The 18918-nt window shown below is 40.9% G+C and carries 15 protein-coding genes; 6 read left to right on the top strand and 9 right to left on the bottom strand.

Annotation, left to right across the window (positions count from 1 at the left end; all coding sequences use genetic code 11):
- Positions 1–84: 84 nt before the first annotated feature.
- The 4 genes from EZ456_RS04515 to EZ456_RS04500 form a co-directional block, all read right to left on the bottom strand.
- Positions 85–801 (bottom strand): DUF4397 domain-containing protein, encoded by a 717-nt coding sequence (locus EZ456_RS04515; RefSeq protein WP_131527728.1) that lies wholly within the window; start codon positions 799–801, stop codon positions 85–87.
- Between the two features lie 554 nt (positions 802–1355).
- Entirely contained in the window at positions 1356–2243 is an 888-nt protein-coding gene (locus EZ456_RS04510) for an outer membrane beta-barrel protein (protein ID WP_165501242.1), read from the bottom strand.
- 236 nt (positions 2244–2479) lie between these two features.
- On the bottom strand, positions 2480–3049 hold the full coding sequence (locus EZ456_RS04505; protein WP_131527724.1) for an RNA polymerase sigma factor: 570 nt from the start codon (positions 3047–3049) through the stop codon (positions 2480–2482).
- Between the two features lie 909 nt (positions 3050–3958).
- Positions 3959–5764, bottom strand: a complete 1806-nt coding sequence (locus EZ456_RS04500; RefSeq protein WP_131527722.1) for a hypothetical protein — start codon at positions 5762–5764, stop codon at positions 3959–3961.
- A gap of 1083 nt (positions 5765–6847) precedes the next feature.
- On the opposite strand from EZ456_RS04500, the gene EZ456_RS04495 reads away from it, so the two are divergent.
- A complete protein-coding gene (locus tag EZ456_RS04495) occupies positions 6848–7249 on the top strand; it encodes a hypothetical protein (RefSeq protein WP_131527720.1) in 402 nt (133 codons plus the stop codon).
- Positions 7250–7283: 34 nt separating this feature from the next.
- Positions 7284–9392 carry a T9SS type A sorting domain-containing protein gene (locus tag EZ456_RS04490; protein WP_131527719.1) on the top strand — a complete coding sequence of 703 codons (2109 nt, stop codon included), beginning with the start codon at positions 7284–7286 and terminating at the stop codon, positions 9390–9392.
- A 605-nt stretch (positions 9393–9997) separates the two neighbouring features.
- Here EZ456_RS04490 and EZ456_RS04485 read toward each other — a convergent pair.
- The 4 genes from EZ456_RS04485 to EZ456_RS04470 form a co-directional block, all read right to left on the bottom strand.
- The gene (locus EZ456_RS04485; protein ID WP_225876465.1) at positions 9998–10468 is read right to left on the bottom strand and encodes a RidA family protein; all 471 of its coding nucleotides are present in this window, start codon (positions 10466–10468) and stop codon (positions 9998–10000) included.
- Positions 10469–10561: 93 nt separating this feature from the next.
- On the bottom strand, positions 10562–11188 hold the full coding sequence (locus EZ456_RS04480) for a Crp/Fnr family transcriptional regulator (RefSeq protein WP_225876464.1): 627 nt from the start codon (positions 11186–11188) through the stop codon (positions 10562–10564).
- Between the two features lie 112 nt (positions 11189–11300).
- Positions 11301–12680 (bottom strand): sulfatase family protein, encoded by a 1380-nt coding sequence (locus EZ456_RS04475; protein WP_131527716.1) that lies wholly within the window; start codon positions 12678–12680, stop codon positions 11301–11303.
- A gap of 259 nt (positions 12681–12939) precedes the next feature.
- On the bottom strand, positions 12940–13218 hold the full coding sequence (locus EZ456_RS04470) for a MerR family transcriptional regulator (protein ID WP_131527713.1): 279 nt from the start codon (positions 13216–13218) through the stop codon (positions 12940–12942).
- 353 nt (positions 13219–13571) lie between these two features.
- On the opposite strand from EZ456_RS04470, the gene EZ456_RS04465 reads away from it, so the two are divergent.
- The 4 genes from EZ456_RS04465 to EZ456_RS04450 all read left to right on the top strand — a co-directional run bounded on the left by EZ456_RS04465 (position 13572) and on the right by EZ456_RS04450 (position 17279).
- The gene (locus EZ456_RS04465) at positions 13572–14705 is read left to right on the top strand and encodes a hypothetical protein (protein ID WP_131527711.1); all 1134 of its coding nucleotides are present in this window, start codon (positions 13572–13574) and stop codon (positions 14703–14705) included.
- A gap of 176 nt (positions 14706–14881) precedes the next feature.
- Positions 14882–15385 carry a HigA family addiction module antitoxin gene (locus tag EZ456_RS04460; RefSeq protein ID WP_131527709.1) on the top strand — a complete coding sequence of 168 codons (504 nt, stop codon included), beginning with the start codon at positions 14882–14884 and terminating at the stop codon, positions 15383–15385.
- Entirely contained in the window at positions 15385–16032 is a 648-nt protein-coding gene (locus tag EZ456_RS04455) for a nucleotidyl transferase AbiEii/AbiGii toxin family protein (RefSeq protein ID WP_131527707.1), read from the top strand. The genes EZ456_RS04460 and EZ456_RS04455 overlap by 1 nt, the downstream gene beginning before the upstream one ends.
- 338 nt (positions 16033–16370) lie before the next feature.
- A complete protein-coding gene (locus EZ456_RS04450) occupies positions 16371–17279 on the top strand; it encodes a trypsin-like peptidase domain-containing protein (protein WP_131527705.1) in 909 nt (302 codons plus the stop codon).
- Positions 17280–17373: 94 nt separating this feature from the next.
- Here the strand turns inward: EZ456_RS04450 and EZ456_RS04445 are convergent, their stop codons facing one another.
- A complete protein-coding gene (locus EZ456_RS04445) occupies positions 17374–17703 on the bottom strand; it encodes a hypothetical protein (protein ID WP_131527703.1) in 330 nt (109 codons plus the stop codon).
- Positions 17704–18918 lie beyond the last annotated feature (1215 nt).

Genomic DNA, 18918 nt, shown 5'->3' with positions numbered 1-18918 from the left:
ACCTTAGCGATGAGCAAACCATGACTGACGAAAAAGCCCAGAGCTAACCAGCTCCGGACCTTAAATGGTAGTTAATAATAATTCTTAATGTGCCGAAACCTTAAGGCTTATTTTCTGGGCATCCACTGTTGTCACAGCTAATCCCTTTGACCAAATAGTATACACAAAACCTTTTTTAAGTTCCACATCCGCCAAAGTAGCCAGCACCTGTCCCGTAGCCTTGTCTTTCAATAACAATGTGACTTTTGCTTTATCAGTAACATATTTAAAGGAAGTGGCTGCTTTGAAGGCCTTGTCGTTAAAAGTGGTGGTGTCACCCTGAATTTCGAGGTTATATGACGGTGCGCCAGGAGAAAGGTTGATGAAACGGACTTGGGCCTTTTCCGTGTTTTTATTCAAAAAGGTATCCTTAACCATTAGGGCATCCGCTGTCTGCGCCTGGTTAATCAGGAAAAGCGAGTAATACGCGCTTTGTGCTAGATCAATCTGTTTGTTTATTAATGTAGCCCCAGCATTTGCAGTAGTCACTTTTACCACTTTCTTACCAAGAAAGGCTTCCACATAATTAAGTTTGTTGCCAAACGCCAGACCTTCGGCATTTACCTTTTTATCATCGATGTAGAAGTCAAGCGGAGCTGCATCGGGAACGGCATTAAAAACAGAAACTGCGGCAGTTGGCTCCATTGGCTGGGGATCATCTTTTTTACAGCTGTAAAGTACGGTAGCTGTTGATAGGGTTAATAATGCGCATAATAAATTTTTCCTCATTGTGTTCATACCAGTGTTTTTCGTGTTGTTCATTTTAATTTTAATGATTTTGTTTTAGGCAGAACGCCGGATCTGTACTTAACGCAACAGGCCAGAAAAAAAAAATAGAAATTTCAAAAATGCAGACTTTCCTTTAAAGCATAATCAAAAAGGAAAAATATCATAAAGGTTTCCGGGGTCAACGATATAAGCCCATTTTGCGGGCAAGCGAAAAAAAAGTGTTAAAAGCATTGTTTTAAGAACTCAGGCTGATGGGGTACAGTCTCACTTTTAGCTTAGCTATTATGCATCAGATCATCTAAGATTTTATCGGTAATTGAATTTACCAAGTATTACCATCAAATACTCTCCAGAAACAATACAAAGGTGATAAATATCAAATGGCGATGTACCAAGTGAAATCAGCCGCAGGTTCCCAATTACTGGTGGCACCCGGATACCCATAGATTTATGTATTGACATTTAAAGGAATATTTACGGAGCATAGTTACATCAAATTCACAATGACCCAAAACTTGGTGTATGTGCCGCTCAAAAGCCCGTCCAACATCGGGTGGGCGGGGATGGTACTGCAAAGATAATATAGTTTAAAAGTCTAGCCTGAACTTCAGCCCGCCCTGAAACAGGTTTAGTTTGTACTCACCATAGGACGTCACCGGTACCCTGAGGTAGGGCTCCATGGCAATTCTGGCCGAAGTAAACAAAGGAATGCGATAGCCTGCGGAAAGGTTATAAAACAATACTGGTCTAGAGGGGGTAAAGTTTGCATCTGTGATTTCTTCGCTTACAGGCTTATCGATTACCACTTCCTTGATTTGCATGTTTCCCTCAGCGTCAGAAAAGGATTGAAAAGAGCTTATTTTTTCGTTATAGGAAAGCGTTCCATGGTGTTTGGTAATCAGGCTAGCAGACATGCCGCCTTTAAAGAATATATGCTCATTCGGACGGTATTCAACTTCTACTGGTATGGTAATCCCGTTTAAGTCAGCTCGGACCAGTTTGGTAGATTTTTCGAAAGTAGCCTGATCGGGCAACTGTTGCTCAGTTCCAAAGCTGCCTAAGCTTATCCCACTGTAAACTAAAAGACGCTTATTAAGCGGGTAACTGACACCGGCTTCTATATTGAGTCTCTCAACAGTCCGGGAATCGGTAGAAACGCCGATACTGAAAGCATAATCCAATTTTCTTTTTACAACGGCAGGGGCCGTTTGCCCTCCCGATTTGGATTGCTCTTTTTCCAGAAACTCCAAGAACCCGTCTTTAGTGGATCTTAAACCGCTTAGCGGCAATCGTACAACTGCGATCCTGGCATCGGCAGGCTCAGGCACGCTCATTTCGATTAAAGCCGAGGGAGTAGCTGAAATAGAGCGCATGTTGACCTGCTCATCCTGAGTAGTATCAGTTTTCAAAGTGCTTCCATGAACAACTTTTTTTGACACTGCAACAGCGTTACCGTGCATTCGGAGTTCGGGCATTTCATGATTTATAGTAACCACTGAACCAGCGATCTCCGAGGGCCTGAAGTTTTTCTGCAGTGTTAGGGGGATTGCTAGCATTAAAAACCAGACTGCCACATATTTTAACAAAGGCCGGAAAAAGATTAACCGAAGTGATCTGGATCTGCGTTGCCGTAAATTCTCCCAAGCACCTTCTCTGTAGGGAATCTCAAAATCTTGCAGTTGGGCTATAAGGTCATCAATATCATCATTCATCATACAGCGGCTTTAATGTTTTTATGGTACAATTTCTTCAGTTTTGAACGGGCGCGGCTAAGATAGCTTCGGGAGACATTTTCTTCGATGCCCAAATCTCTTGCAATTTCTTCATGCCTGTATCCTTCAATTTCATGAAGGTTAAATATGATTCTCTGGATATCGGGGAGCAGGTATAAAAGTGCCATGATGTCCTTCGCGTGAATCGTCTCCAGCACGCTTTCATTATATTCCACATCCGCGGCAAGGGAGATATCCGTCATTTTCAGTTTCTGATATGGAATTTTAATTTGGTCCAAAGCTGTTCTGGAGGTAATCCTGGCTATCCAGCCCTTGAAGCTCCTCATCCTGATTTCTTTCTCATCAGGGAAGACAAAACCGTCAAGATTTCTAAGTATTTTCATAAAGCTGTCGTTGACCACCTCTTCGGCAACCTCCCGGTTTTCCATATAGCGCAACGCCACCCCCATGAGGTAGCCGTAGAAAGACCTGTACAGCCATTCTATACTTTTATCATCCTGTTTTATGCATCCGGGGATATATTTCTCCAGTTTGTCTATATCAATCAAGGCGGAAAAAATATGGTCCAGCGGCAGACAGGTAAATAAAAAACCGATTCGATATGCTGTAGCTATTAATGTGCGTCATTCGATAACGGCATTTTCGGGCATAAATTAAAATAAAGGGGCATCATTTCTGAGATCATACTTTCGCTAATGGGGTTAACGCAGGAATTAAAGAAAACGCAACACCTGGAAATATTTTTTATAAAAATGGTTGCTAGATGCGGGGCTGCCGCCTGATTTGGGTAATCCTTTGACGATGCTGTTCCATGCCTAATTCTTTTATCTCTAAAGGTTTTTAGAAGAACAGAATTATCCGCATATTTCTTATTTGGACACTATCGTTAACCAATAATGAGTTTTTAACACCATTCGGAAAAGGTTTCTGTAGATTTAGGAAGGGAGATTTTCAATTACTTAGTTGTTGATTATCTCCCCTTACCTTATCGATAACGTTCAAGTCACTTCTAATCTTAACTTTCTGCCTCCTCATTTCTCCCTTGGTCATAACGCTAATATTAGCAATACCAAAGCGGGTTTAAACAGTTCTGTCCAAAAAACATGGACTTGCTTGATTAATATAACTTTCTAAACTGCTGATTATATCCAGTTGTGATGACTGAAACTAAAATGAGGAACCGCTATTGAAAACTACTTCATAAAAAAAAATGAGAAAGGCTTATGTACATTCGACTGTTAAGAATTATCTATACCAACAGACTGGTGTAGACAGGATCACTGTCTACACCAGTTGAAGGAATGCTCTTAGACCAAAGTAACACCAACTGTAGTTTCCCTAATTCTGACTTCATTTTGCCTCGCGATCTAAGATAGAGTCTCAGACATGATAAATATTCCTAATTTTCTTTCGATACATAATCAGGAAATAAGTGTTAAAATTGTTTTCGGCAGTTGTTACAGGCCAACCACCGGTATCCATTTCAAAGTACTGGTTGTACCGGCACTAGCAATCGAATCTTCGCCTTGGCCATTCTCGGTGATCGAGAAGTTTACCAATAACTGTCCGGATTGGATATTCAATTTTGACCGCGGAACTGCAATTTCAATCATATAACCATGGTCTTTATCGCTATTCTGTGAAGGAGTACCGCGATAGGCTGTTTTAATGGTTGCATCCAGGTTTCCATTTACCCAGCCACCGTTATAGACATGGGATTCTTTAATTCCGTTATATGATAATTTCATCTTATAGGCACCGCTACCTAGCGTGTTGTTAGTAGTAGGACTTAAAAATAATGTCACAAAATCCGCTGTTGAAATAGATTCGTCCAGCACTTCGATCAGAAAATACAGATTGTTATTATCCTGGGAGGCTCTAAGGGTTGCCTGAGCCTGTGAATTCTCCCCCACAAAGAGTGCTTCATCCGTTTTCAGCCATTCATTGTTATTGCCGTCAGTTGCAACAGCTCTCTGTGTTGCCTTAATACTATGATTAAGTATAAATTTGGCCAAGGAAATCTCCTTCTCTCCGGTATTTGGCATTACCCCTATTATCTGATGGTTATCCTCCAGTTCCAAAGATCCCCAATATCCACCTGTAAAAAATGGAGGAAGATAGTCATCACCAAAATTCCGGGCCTTTGCATCCCCTATTTTTAACCTAAACCTGGAAGCCTGGTTATAGGAAAGGATAGTTTCACCGGACTTAAATTGTCTTAAATAAGGTGCGCTACCCAAGAAATCAAGGTCATTTCGATCAACAGGCCCCTGTTGATCCACATTGAGATGTGGCCACTGTCCACTTTCGCCAGAATAAGCAAATGAAATGTAATATCCCCCAATGCTAGCTTCCATAGCTGCTGCCAACTCATTGCTGTTATTTAGTTTTATTACCGATGGCATTTGGTTATTGAAGTATTTGTTGCCGTTGACGGTATGTTCGGTACGCAAAACATAATAAGGCGTTGAACCAAAAGAAGGGCTCCAGGTATTACCGTTGTCACTAGATTGAACCATTGCGGTACCTGTATCATTGGATTGCACGAAGGTGCGGTTGCTATCTGTAAAATAACAGTGGATTTCACCTGATGGAAGCTGTAGTAGGTAAGGTTCCCAATTCACGCCCTGATAAATCTGTATAGGCCCACTCCAAGTATTGCCATTGTCCTTGCTTCTTCTTATCACTACGCCTGCATCTTTGGTAAGTTGGGTATAGCGATTTTCTGCCCTGTAGGATGCTACGGCTAAAATGTCACCATTGGACAATACTAAGGCATCACAAGTGGAGAAAGCACGTCTATTGGCCGCACCGCCGCTATCTGTAATAGGGAACGATTCAAAAATTTTCCCTTTTGGGGTCCATTTCTTTAAATCGTTGCTTATGGCATAATCACATGAGGCACCAACCGTAGAAGGAGAGTTGTGATAAAAAATGATGTAACTGCCATTTGCCATTTTCTTAATCCTCGGATATCGTGGATTATCCACTCCGAGTTCAGTTTTCCCTAATCCAATAAAGCTTCTGAAGTCCATTTTCAAAGACGACCGCAAAATTACATCAGCATGTGAATTAATCTCCGCCGAACCTCCGTTGAGATCCCCGATTGGGGTGATCTGGAGTACAGTTGGTTCTTTAGGTTGTTCTACAGGTGGTATCTTTACGTCACCTCCGGTTTCATTACCCCCTTTTTTACATGCTGAGATCATGCACATTGTTACAAGGGAGAGCATTATTATTCCATTTTTATTTTTAAAATTCATTGTGTAATTTTTTAAATATTATCATTATCGGTCAACCCAAAAATATTATAGTTTTAGCTCCGAGGTATTTCGATCTGCCTATCTGCAATCAACTTAACTAATTGCCACAAGCATCATTCAGATCAATGTAAGACGCGTTAATGCCTTGAAGCTCTGTATGTACCCTCACTCATTACTGCCCCCTACAAACTACCATTGATTTATTATAGTCAAATAGCCATATTTTTGTATGAATAGTAAACTCGCGAATTTTGTCTGTTATCGTGACCTGTGGCTTGCCGTTACTTGTGACAGACAATGCCTTTCATGGACTGTTACGTCTTTTTTATGAGCGAGTCCTGGATACAGACACTTATCCTCGTTAAAATTAGCAGAGATGGGGTCATTTGCACTGGCGAGCAAAGCCATCGCTTTGCTCGCCATTTAGAGATCAGTTTCTTCATATTGTCATCAGATTATTAGTTGTCATAGAGATTGTTAGAACAAGATTTAAGAATTTTAACAGATCACATCATGATAAATTCACAATCATCCCAGTTTCATCATATCAGTGAACTACTTGGGATGGCTTGGCACATCAGTTTATATTTGGTTAATACTTTAAAGAGAGCTATAATAAAATTTAAAATCCACTCAATCTTTTGTCAATTTGTCTCACATTCATTCCTTCCGGGCAAGTAATTGATAACGGTAATCAGTATAAAACATTGGAATAAACCCATCCAATTAAAAGGCAAATCCCGCTCAAAGGGGATATAGCGTTGATCGTTTGATAGATCTGATAAAAGATGACTTTAAGCTGAGCACAATAGAGAATCGATCGGCTCAAGCCTTCTGCCCAGCCAACCGATGTTCCAAAATTCTGTCTTTTCAAGCAGACAATAATTAAAAATCTCTACAAAGCCAATTGAATATGAACACCGAAACAGATACATTTCTAACCTTCAAATCCGATATCTAACTGAAAAAGAAATAATTAATCTTGCTAGCACCTAACTTATTTACTATTTTTATCATGGGTTTACATCGAAAAAAACTAAAAATAAATTCCGATAAAGCCCTATCACATTTACTAAATTACCTATGCTCAAAAAACTCACATCTATCGCACTAATGTCAATGGTGCTGATCGCCTGCAAGGGCAAACCTCCTTATGTACCAGACTATGAAAATGCTGTTGGACTGATAATCGGTCCTGAAACATGCAGGGTTAATGCAGCTCAGAATGCATGGTTAATTCAATTTTCCGGACCTAATGCAGGAAACAAATCCTATGGAGAGACCATAACCTATAGCGGCAATACTTATTCAAATGTTGTTAAAACATATCTGCTTCCTGACTCTTCAAAGGTCTCCGGAAGAAAATATCTCTTTGAATTTTATCTCGAAGGAAAATCGGCGCAGAATGATTGTGATCTAGCAAATCCAATAACCTTTAATATTTCCAAAATCCGTTTAAAAAACATTGTCAAAATAGCAAATTAACAATTCATAAACTACCTAATTTTTAACGCTCACCATGAAAAAAACTGCACTGATTATACTTTCCATGATCTTTATCTCCGTGAACAGCCTTTTTGCCCAGGTTTTATTGAGGGAATCTGCCGATACCGCAATGATTATGGGCTTTTTACCAAAAAGTTCCTCAAAAGCAAGCAATTTAAAAACAATCGAAATCTCGGTAGATCTTTCTAAGGAAAAAGCGGTGGTCGACACTGCAAAAGTTCCGTACCAATACGGAAAGCCTGTCTCCAAAACCATTTCTATTTCTGAAGGATCTTCCTGGACCGATGGTGAGGCCACCTATACCCGGCTCCGGGTGGCTTCTCCCGGTGCAACTTCGATAAGCCTGAATTTTGGAACTTTCAGGCTTTCCAAAACCGCGGAGCTTTATATCTATAACCAGGACCGTACAATGATGATAGGGCCAATCACAGCCAAAGAAAACAATAAGCTGGGAACATATGGTATTGCTCCGCTCAAAGGATCGGCGATCACCCTTTTTTTAAAAGAAAGTGGTGGGCAATTTCCAAAACCAGAAAGTCAGATTGTTTCCTCAGAAGTCATCATTGGGTACAAACAAACTTATAAAAGCTCATCAACTGCAAAAGGGATCAATGACTCCGGTTCGTGTATGCACGACATAGCCTGCAGGGAGGATTGGGATGGGAGGCCTACTGCTATCTATTATACCGGAGGATCACAATGCAGTGGTGCTTTGGTAAACAATGAAAACAATGATGCAAAACCTTACTTCCTGACTGCATTTCACTGTTTGGATAGTAATGAGGACGGATCGTTAAATCTAAGTGAAGTAAATGCTACCGCAAATTATACTTTTGTATTTTTTTACAGAAGAGAAACCTGCGCGGGATCAGCACTCAGTACAGCAAGGGTATTTTACGGGGCTAGCTGGCGAGCAGCCTACGAGACAACAGATTTCGCATTACTGGAGTTATTCAACGCCGTTCCGCTCGAAACAAATCTTAGTTTCTATGGATGGAACAGGTCCAATATAGCGCCAGATTGGGGTGCTTCAATCCACCACCCTTCAGGTGATGTACAAAAGATCTCGCTGACTGGCCTGATCCAGACCAGTACTTTCAGTTCGAACATGTGGGGTGTAGAATGGAATTATGGAGTTACAGAAGGGGGATCTTCCGGAGGACCATTGTTTAACGAGGCTGGACAGGTAATAGGGCAGCTTAGGGGCGGGTCCTCGAGCTGTAACAGCCCTACGTTGAACGACCGGTTCGGGAAATTTGGGAAATCCTGGGATATAACCCCCTTGTCCCATAGCCAACTGAAGTACTGGCTGTCCCCGAGCCAGGATCTTTTTGAAATCGGCAAACTTGACAGAGGCGTGATCACAGGTCCAAATGGCATCTGTTTTGGGCAAACTGCAACCTATAACATGCCCAATCTTCCAGCAGGTTATACAATAAGCTGGACTACTTCGCCTGGACTGAATATTGTCTCTAGCACAGCAGGATCTGTCACAGTGTCTCCTGTCAGTATGAATTCGAGCGAGAGCGGCTTCGTGAGAGCTTCCTACAATGGTACTGTTTTCCGCGAGTACAGGATCGTTGTAGGCGTTCCTGTACCAGCAATTACGATGAATATGTATCATTCTGTCTGCACCGGTGGTACCGATTGGGAAGCGTCTTTCAACATTACCCCCATAATCCCCAACCTTCAATACATCTGGATATACAACGGGGTTGAGCTTCCCGCTACTTCCAATGCCTATTTCAGCACCTATGAGTTTCCAGCAAATCCAATTACTTTGAACGTAAGGGTTAAAACAAGTTGCGGTATATCACCAAAACTGCTCGAATATGACGCTACTTATTATCCTCCCTGCCCTTCTTCCTGGTCGATATTCCCAAATCCTTCCAGTACTCAGTTTGAAGTGGCCAAAAGCTATGGGACTTCAGTAAAAACTGCTGATCATACCAAGGCATTTCAAATCCGCCTACTGGATTCCAAGGGCAAAGTGCTTAGGAATGGATCAGCTATGTCAGGTAAAGCTACAGTAAATATTGAAAGCATACCAGATGGAAACTATTTCATTCATATCCTTGATGGAAAGGAAATGATAAAAAAACAGGTAATCATTAAGCACTGATAAAACTGAACCGGGCAACCAAACCTATCTTTACTGTGATCAATTACACCATTAATCATTCAGTTTATTTTTTTTTGGTCTGGCAGCGTATTAGGGAAAATTTCCTACCTCTCGATCGTGGACCGAATCGCTATTACCTCTGGTATTGCAAAGAAATGGGGCATCTTAACCGATCCCTATTTTGGAAAGTTCCCCCCAGACCATTTTCCTGTATTGGCTGAGGTTGAACTGAAATAAGTAATGCCGTCATATAATAAACTGAGATGGACAATAGACAATAACTTAAATCGCTAGCAACAATCGTTGGTAGAACTATTATCTTTTAAATTGAAAAAAAATATGCCTAAAAAGCCCGGCCCCATAACTTATGGGTACCGGGCTTTTTTGTATTCGTATCAGCGGCGCTCAATTGGACATCCATTTTACCCTAAGCTTCTCTAAGCGTTGTCCCATAGATTTTCTCTCCGCTGTGATCAATAAATTTTTGCATTTAACCAGTGCTTACCTATAGAGAAATACATAAAACCATAAGTCGCAGGCTTAAATTTACGCTAAGGGTTGCCTGAAGTAACCTATATTCAAAAATAGGCCCCGTAAAACATTCATTATTTGACCACGGTTGCTTCTAATTCGACTTTTAGCGTTTCAAACAAGCTTTTTACCTCCAACATAGTCAGGGCCTGCTTGATGTTGTGCTTGGCTATCCAATCCTGAAGGATACCGAAATGCGGCCAGAGCTCCGAGGTTGCTGTTGTGTAAATATTTAGGCGTACGATCCCATCACACCTGAACCCTGCTTTCGTAATAACCTTTTCCAGATTGGCAATCGCCTTGGTTAACTGGGTTTTCATGTCTTCATCACTTGAAATACCCTCATCGTTTATAGCGGTCTGTCCCGAGACATAAAGCGTGCTTTCCACGTTTTTAACTTCTACTGCCTGTACATAGCTCCTTGAATCCTGCCACTTCCAGGGATTGGTGATTTTTTTTTCCATCATCTTGCTGTTTAAAGTCTGCGCCATTGAAGGTGCTGACATCATTAATATTAATCCTAAAATTTGTGCTGTTCTTCTCATCAAATGTTGAATATTGAAAAACAAAGTTCAGCATAAGCTGCAAATTTTGAGATTGATGTAAGTCACGAATTTGGTGTGAGGTAGGTCACTTCACTAATACAACCTGCTGAGCGTCTCCCGGGAAACGCCCAAATATGCCGCAATTAGGCTTTTTGGTATCCTTTGAATTAAGAAAGGATATTGTTTTTGGAGCTGCTCGAACCTTTCCTTTGCATCTGATGTCAGACTTGAGATAATGCGGCGCTGGGCGCCGATAAATCCATAATTTGCTTTTTCAAGAAAAAAATGCTCCATTTTATGAAAAGTAGCACACAGGTATCTATATCCATCCAACGATAGACACAATACTTCTGTGTCTTCAATGCACTCTAAAGACATTGTTGCCATGGTCTTGGTAAAGAAGGCATAAAAATCGCTCTCCCACCAATCCTCGGCAGCAAAAGATACGATGTGCTGTTTTCCATTTTCCGTTGTAAATACGAGCTTTAAAAGACCTGATAAAACAAAGTAATGATATTTGACCGGTTCTCCGACCTGGGTCAGGTATTGATGCTTTCTAAACTTACGATACTCAAATTGGGCACAAACAAGATCGTATTCCTGATCAGTTAAAGGACTTATCTTTTCTATGTGATCTCGAAGCTGTCTGTACATTAACACTGTGGTTTGAATAGTAAATCCGCCAGGCATTTTATGGTGAAAGCACCAAAATAATGCCATACAAAATAACCAATATTATTTCGGTTAATAAACAATTTAAGCGAACCCATTATGCGAAATAAAAATATCAAAAAAACTCAATTTTCCATTTCTCATCATCATCATCTGTTTATTAATTGTTTTTGGGGTATACCCTGTCTATCGACGCACCTTCATCACCCTGCTGCAGCATCCATTCATTTAACGCGCCTTTTAATTTGACGATCTGCTCAGCATAAGCCGGATCACCCGCCAGATTATTTAACTCGTACGGGTCGTTTCGTGTATCATACAATTCAACGGCGGGACGTTTGCTGATTCTTTCCGCAAGAAATTTAGCATTTTCATCAGTTTTGGCCTTCTCCCGCCATGAATACCATACCCCCAGATCGCCCGGATTGTTATACCATTTTATGGCATAGGTTTTCTCAGGAGTGAGGTTAAGAATTAATTTATAACGCATGTCACGCACACTTCTGCTTGGATAAGCCGGCCCTTCCGGAATGTTGTTGTTCATCCCATAAGCATAAGGCCGGGCAGTTTGAGATGAGCCTTTCAATACCGGCAGGAAACTTATTCCATCCAGGGACTTTATTGTTTTTCCACCTGCAATATCGATGATTGTCGGCGTGATATCTTCATATTGTACAATTGCATCCGTTTTTTTATTGGGTTGAACTACACCTGGCCAACGCACGATCATCGAACTTTTCTGTCCGGCATCCCAGCATGTCCATTTCCCCCCCGGAAACTGCGCGCCCTGCTCGCCCAGAAATACAAATACCGTGTTTTTATCCTGACCATTCTTTTTCAGCATTTTCATTACATCACCAACCTGGTTGTCTAACCTGCGGATCTCCGCCAGATACTTACAGAACTGCAACCGCGTTTCTTTAGTATCGACCAGATAAGGAGGCAATATCAGTTTATCTGCATCAAATTCTGCAGGATCACCTAAATCCCATGGCTTATGAGGATTGATACTCATGATAAACATGCAAAACGGCTTGTCCTCCGCATTCATATAGCCCTCAACAGCTTCCAAGGCATAATTATCTTCACTGGCAATGCAGTTTGGCTGAAAACCTTCCACAATATCAAATGGGAATACCGCTTTGGGACGGGTACTATGATCCTTACCCGTTAAGCCTACTTTATAACCCACCGCATGGAGATACTGCCCTATACTTTTTAAATCCTGATGAACAGGTTTATGGTTCTGGAACGAACCATGCCGTATAGGATATAAGCCGGTAAATAATGAAGCCCGGGTCGGTACACACGTAGCATTTGAAGCGTAGATTTTATTGAATTGTAACCCCTCCCCTGCAAGCTGATCGATGTAGGGAGTACGTATGTTTTTTCCACCATAGCAGCTTAACTGACGTGAATCCAGATCATCGGCCATGATAATTACAACATTGGGCCGTTTCTTGCTTTTAGATTGCGCAGTTAAACAAAATGGAATCGCAACCAATAACGTAAAGAACAAGGGCAAAACAGTTTTCTTCATGGCATAAATCTAATTAATCAAATTATGTTATCACAGTATATACACCGAAATAAAACAAACTCCGGCACACTTACAATTTTTAACGTAAAATAACATCAAGCCCCCCATCCTTTTTAACCTTCATACTAATTGTCGTAACGGTTTGAAAGCCTGTGGATAATTATTGGCCAAGAAATAACCCCAACACAGGAAATGCGCGCCGTTACAGAGCGGACACCACACGAGGCGTTAAGGATACTTTTTATCATGTATTGACGGTTCACACCCTCCCCCTTCTTTTGCTTTCCTTAAACTCACCCAACAACTGGCTCTTATAATACTTATCCCCTCCAGGAAGTTTCAGCGGCCTTAGTACTCCCTCCTTTACCTTCCGCTTATAAGTGCTTTCACTGATCCCCAAATAATCCTTCACCTCCTGCCTGTCCATCTGCGGATCCTCATCAAAACCAATAGCGCCATGATACTTACTATTATAAACCAGAACCAGTATCTGGTAAATTTTGGACAGAACATCCAGAAGTGCATCAATTTTGTTCATCACGATAGATTAAATGTCAACATCAAAGCTTAATCACCCCTAATCACAAAAGGGGCACACGGAAACCAGATCATCAGGACTTACTAAAAACAAAACTTTAAAATCCGGCATGCCTTAAAAGCATCTACTGCGGCAAATAAAACAAATTTACCAACACTTGTCAAGTTGCCGAATGGTTACTGAAAACAGCAACCCACAGCTCCAAAAAAGGCAATAGCTGACAAAAAAACAAACCGAAAATAAATCCCCAGCACCAGTTATCCTTTCTCCACGGAAACACCCCATTTCACCAAGGCCATAAAAAAGAACATCCAAAAAACTTTAGGTTACCGCCAATCAATCAAAAAAAAAAAATGAACTTCGAACTCTTTACCTTCCAGCAGCTCATCAAACACGCAATCCGGAACGGACTCGGCAAAAGCCCCGAAGGGGGTGAACTGGCGTCACAAATCAACGAAGAGTCAGACCGGATCCTGATCGCATTACAGATCCACGCTGCAAACATGGATCCATCAAAAGCCCTGACCTACATCCACCAGCACCAACAGACCATCCACATCATCCTTGAAGACCTGCATAGCCTGCAGAAAGCCAAAAAAGATATAACGGAAAAAACAAAACAGATCAATGAAATCTTAAATACAGCATCGGAAAGGCTACTCCTCGATCTCCAGAAACATTTTCCCGACCATTTCAACCATCACCTTAAACTTCCCTATTGCCTGTCCGCAAAAACCAGAACAGACATTGAAGAAAAAACCAGATCACTCTTCAACCAAAACATTCAGGCTCCGACACTTGAAATTGTAAAGGAAATACTCCATCCACTATATACAGACCGCTACAATCTCACCTACCAGCAAAAAACCTACATCGATCTTTTACTTGAAGAACTGTGCACCAGGCTACAGGAGCCAGCAGAAACAACCCAAAAAATAGAAATTATCCTACTCCTTATATCACTGAACTTCAACCATCCAAAATTCTATCAATACTGTGTCAGCTATTTTAGCACAGAAATAGAACAATGCGAAGAACTATCCCAGCAGTACAGACTACTGAACATCCTCACCAAATACATCAAACAGACCCTCGCGGTAACCACCCAGCAATATGACACTAGTCTTCCCCTGATCCAGGAATCACTGCTCAACTACCTCGCAACAGAAACAGAGTACCTGACATCCATGGACAGAATCGGAGCACACCTCAACCATCAGGGCCTATTGGACAACAGATACAAAGTCACCCTGACAGTCAAACAACTGGCCATCTTCATCCACCTACAGGTCCAGGCAAAGATCATCATTACCGAAAGCCCCAAACTGCTCCATGAATACATCTCCAAACACTACAGCACAAACGAAACAGACCGGATCTCTGCAAAAAGTTTTAAAAACGCATACTACAGCGCATCCACAGAAGACCTGGAAAAAGTAATCGATAAAATAGTAACCATGCTGGCCATCGCACAGGAAAAGTTATAAATTGCAGGGATAAAGAACCAGAAATACTGCTGCAAGCATGTGTTTAAATTATTTATATAAACCTTCTGCCCGATATCAATCAGGCACCGCTTAAACATTAGGCGTTATCAAGTAATCTGACACCCTGAACATTTAATGGCGTTGGTATTTGTAACCAAAATTGGTTATATTTGAATATGGAAAAGGCAATGATCAGATACCAAGGCATTCATCCCGGACTAATTCTGGGCCATGAACTTGAAAAAAGGGGTATAAAAAAAAGACCTTTTGCGCTATCCCTTAGCGTACTCCCCCAAACCATAAATGATATCACCAAAGGGCGGAGGAGGCTCACTCCCGCGATATCCCTGAAAATTGACAGGGCACTCGGTTTTGAAGAGGGTACTATGCTTTTACTTCAAGCCCATTACGACCTGAAGGAAGAAAAGGAAAGGTCACCGGGATCCACACCCGACCTACAAAAATTAAGAAAGATGTTATTCTGGGACACCGATATTGACAAAATTGATTGGCAAAGACAGGCAAACGCTATCATTCAGAGGGTTTTTGAAAGAGGAAACGATCTCGAAAAGAAAACCTTGTTGGATTTCTATGGCAGGAACAAGATTAAGTCTGTTACCGGCCGTAGCGGAGTAAAAGAAAACCGGATTCCTCTGATGAAAACTTTAAAACTCAAGTAATGTTAAAATGGAATACCGTTGATGAATTACTCAAAGAGGTACTTTTAAAGCTAATGGCAGCCAAAGAGTTTTCTGAGATGCGCTTAGTTGGTGGAACAGCCTTGAGCTTACATCTTGGACATAGAATGTCCATAGATATTGATCTGTTTGCCGATGCAGAACTCTATGGAAAACTTGACTTTGATGCAATGGAAGATTTCCTACTAGCAAACTTTAAATGCATCCAGGGGGACTTTGGAGCACAGCCCGGAATGGGAAAATCTTATCTGGTCGGTCCCTCGAAAGACAATTTGGTTAAACTCGATCTCTACTATTCACAGGATCCGTTCTTTCAGGATTTAATTTTAGAGGACAATGTAAGGCTTGCAACGGTTGAAGAAATAATCGCGATGAAAGTCGATGTCATTCAAAGAGGTGGGAGAAAAAAAGATTTCTGGGATCTCCACGAATTACTTGAATCTTATTCAATAAAAGAGATGATAAAACTTCACGAACAACGTTTTGAGTGGACACACGATGCAGCGCTTATAAGCAAAAATTTTGCGGACTTCTCCATCGCCGATCCCGATTTCAACCCCGTCTGCCTGCGTAATAAAGAGTGGGAATTTATAAAGGACGATTTTATAAAATTATTAAAACAGCCATAGGCATTCGCCTTTCAAGGATGACCTATTATATCAGGTTTCGAAGAAATCAGGGTTTATGTAACTCAAACAATTTTCAAAGATGCAATTACATACAATTCTGATTAGTGTATGATCAACGAAGCAGGGCGTCAAGTCCCTAAACCATTGGGACCGAAAGTCCTTTTCGAAGTCATTGATTTTAAAGATTTATCAAGCGATGGTCATTACGACTACTTTTTTGACAGAATCCCCAGGGTTTACTCCAAATCATCAGATAAACTATCCCAATCTTCAAAGATCAAATGTAAATTTAAGCATCAAATAATCAGACAAAACAATAAGATACAAACGAATAAATTATGGCGGGACATATTTTTCACCGGGTAGTCAATTCCGCGATGAGCAGAGTAATAGCCGCGACAATGGTGATATCCAAACAGGTACGAGAATATAATGATATTGAAGGTCTAGGATCTGGAATATTGCTGAAACTCAATGGTGATATATTCTTGGTCACCGCTGCACACCTGTTAAACCATGAAAATTGGCATTTACTAACTATTCCAGGAGACAACAATAGTTTGATCACACTACAGGGTGAGCTACATTCTAGTTATTTAACACAAGAGGACGGATCAAATATTGATTTTAGCATTCTTAAATTTTATCCAAAAATGCACAAGTATCTTTCAAGATACACTCCATTTACCGAACATGAAATAATGGTAAACCACCCTCCAGTAAGCGGAGATAATTATTTGGTATGCGGATTTCCATTCAGAAAAATCAAAAAGGAAATCAAAGAAGGCGTTATCATTTATACCGCATCACCACTCATATTATTAACTTACAACGTCAGCCCAAAAAGATATCAAAAAAACAACTTTAGCTCAGATACACACATGCTGGTTCAATTTCAACAAAAGCTACAGGCATTTGGCAGCGAAGTATTTACACGCGCGGCAAATCCCACTGGCGTTAGCGGCTCAGGGCTCTATTTTATTCCTGCTTTTGATGAAGCACATGTAATCAATCCGCGTGTATCCGTGATCGGGATTATGATCGAAAACCATAAAGATAAGGGGTTCATGGTTGCCATTAGGATCGAGCCTATTATTGAGGTCATCAGAAATACGTTTCCCGATCAAAATCTAAACTTAGACCACCCAAAACAGAAATTCCATGCAGGCACCATCTACAAAGGCGACTACACTACCAATCAACATCTTAGTGAACAAGGTGAAAAATCACCTCCCATTGAGGAGTAAGTCATTGCCTTAATCGTTTATCAAAACATCTTTGTTATCACGCAAAATAATCCCGTTGCCCTGCTCATATCTTAATTTTACAGAAAACTCCTGATCACTTCTTTCCGGCACGTTGCCTGGCATAAAAATCATCCGTATATTGATAATGCACATTATGCCCCGGAATCTGATGATTTAAAGGCATAATATCAAACCTTAAGTTATCGCCTAGTATATAAAGCCCATTATACTGCTCCATAAGCCAACGGAATTTCCGAAAAATCTCCGGCTGCTGGAAATTTGAATCAAGGCCATTAACAATCACCTTGCGTATCTGGTCAAGCTTGTCCGCAATCAACACCGCCAAAGCAGCCGGATCAAACCCGACCTCTAACATCATCAGCCCCTTCCTGATCGTCGCCGAAAACCTGCGAAAACTCATCATAAACAGCGGATACTCAACGGCTGGGTAGAAAACCCATACCTATGGCCGACCGAGCGCATCGGAACTGTCCATACCGTACAGGGACGCGAAGCAGAAGTAGTAATATTTGTCCTTGGCGCCCCACCCCCCGAACAGACAGGCGCAAGGAAATGGGCAGGAAGCAGGCCCAACATCCTCAACGTAGCTGTAATCCGTGCAAAAGAAGTCATCTACGTAATCGGAGACAAAACATTATGGAACAGGGCAAGCCTGTTCAGTGAACTCACTGCCAGGGTCGGAACCGGTTACCAATAACATCAACAAGATTGGTTTACAAAACTTAGAAAAAATGGTAATACCACCAGCATTTTTTTTTATTTTGAAGTCAAACTTGGAAAATTAGTAAACTTATAGATACATTAACTTACTTCACGATCGTTCTCTCCCTGATACACTAAACCACAGTGTCTAAAAGCCCCTCTCCGTTTTCATACCGAAAGATCGGCCACCTGAAAGCAATGGCCCTTATTAGAAAACCGACAGTCATTCCACCACAGAACCTGACCAGTTCCTTAGACTGGAAGGTGAATGAATTTAGAAGCGAGATAATTGTACCAAGGACAAGTATGGCAAACGCATTGAACATCACGAACACAAAATGGAATGGCAGTTTTTTCTCGATCACAAAAGATCTATTTTTTGAACATTGCTAAATAAAAAAAGAAAAATTTAAGCTTTTTACCAGAAGCCAGGAAATCCTAAGAACTAACGATTTGTTTTACATTTTGATAAAACTCTATTGAAATAACCCTTTAATCAAAAAATTTCTGGAAAATAAAAATACTACAAGAGTTAAATAATCCTAACCTTGCAGTATTCTGAAGGTTGGAAGCTGACCATAAATGTGAAAATACAAGTTTATTTTCCTTTTTTATGATCATGAGGCTTCAGCGTAGGTGTATTACCTAGCGTCTCCTTGTTGTCTCTTTGCCTCTTGTCCGGTTTACCTGTGGATTCAGCGATCCTTTTCGGTCCTGGTTTGATACCCATAATTTTTATGATTTAAAATTAACAATAACACAATTAAGCTCTTTTTTAACTTCTCATGGACCGAATCTAAACTGTTTTTTCCCACAAAATAAGCCCCTTTTACAGTGTAATATATCGATATTATAAGCTTCAATCCATTTTTCAGAATGATGTAAATCAGAAATTATATTAAAGTTTGCACGTTAA

The sequence above is a fragment of the Pedobacter psychrodurus genome, from assembly GCF_004331735.1.
Classification (GTDB): domain Bacteria; phylum Bacteroidota; class Bacteroidia; order Sphingobacteriales; family Sphingobacteriaceae; genus Pedobacter; species Pedobacter psychrodurus.
The sequence above is the reverse complement of the archived record's forward strand: the minus strand, read 5'-3'. Positions and strand labels throughout refer to the sequence as shown.

Coding starts and splice junctions, on each gene's coding strand:
- EZ456_RS04515 (WP_131527728.1), bottom strand. CDS start 801: ATGAACAACACGAAAAACACTGGTATGAACACAATGAGGAAAAATTTA.
- EZ456_RS04510 (WP_165501242.1), bottom strand. CDS start 2,243: ATGCCCGAACTCCGAATGCACGGTAACGCTGTTGCAGTGTCAAAAAAA.
- EZ456_RS04500 (WP_131527722.1), bottom strand. CDS start 5,764: ATGAATTTTAAAAATAAAAATGGAATAATAATGCTCTCCCTTGTAACA.
- EZ456_RS04495 (WP_131527720.1), top strand. CDS start 6,848: ATGCTCAAAAAACTCACATCTATCGCACTAATGTCAATGGTGCTGATC.
- EZ456_RS04490 (WP_131527719.1), top strand. CDS start 7,284: ATGAAAAAAACTGCACTGATTATACTTTCCATGATCTTTATCTCCGTG.
- EZ456_RS04485 (WP_225876465.1), bottom strand. CDS start 10,468: ATGAGAAGAACAGCACAAATTTTAGGATTAATATTAATGATGTCAGCA.
- EZ456_RS04480 (WP_225876464.1), bottom strand. CDS start 11,188: ATGGCATTATTTTGGTGCTTTCACCATAAAATGCCTGGCGGATTTACT.
- EZ456_RS04475 (WP_131527716.1), bottom strand. CDS start 12,680: ATGAAGAAAACTGTTTTGCCCTTGTTCTTTACGTTATTGGTTGCGATT.
- EZ456_RS04470 (WP_131527713.1), bottom strand. CDS start 13,218: ATGAACAAAATTGATGCACTTCTGGATGTTCTGTCCAAAATTTACCAG.
- EZ456_RS04465 (WP_131527711.1), top strand. CDS start 13,572: ATGAACTTCGAACTCTTTACCTTCCAGCAGCTCATCAAACACGCAATC.
- EZ456_RS04460 (WP_131527709.1), top strand. CDS start 14,882: ATGGAAAAGGCAATGATCAGATACCAAGGCATTCATCCCGGACTAATT.
- EZ456_RS04455 (WP_131527707.1), top strand. CDS start 15,385: ATGTTAAAATGGAATACCGTTGATGAATTACTCAAAGAGGTACTTTTA.
- EZ456_RS04450 (WP_131527705.1), top strand. CDS start 16,371: ATGGCGGGACATATTTTTCACCGGGTAGTCAATTCCGCGATGAGCAGA.
- EZ456_RS04445 (WP_131527703.1), bottom strand. CDS start 17,703: ATGATGAGTTTTCGCAGGTTTTCGGCGACGATCAGGAAGGGGCTGATG.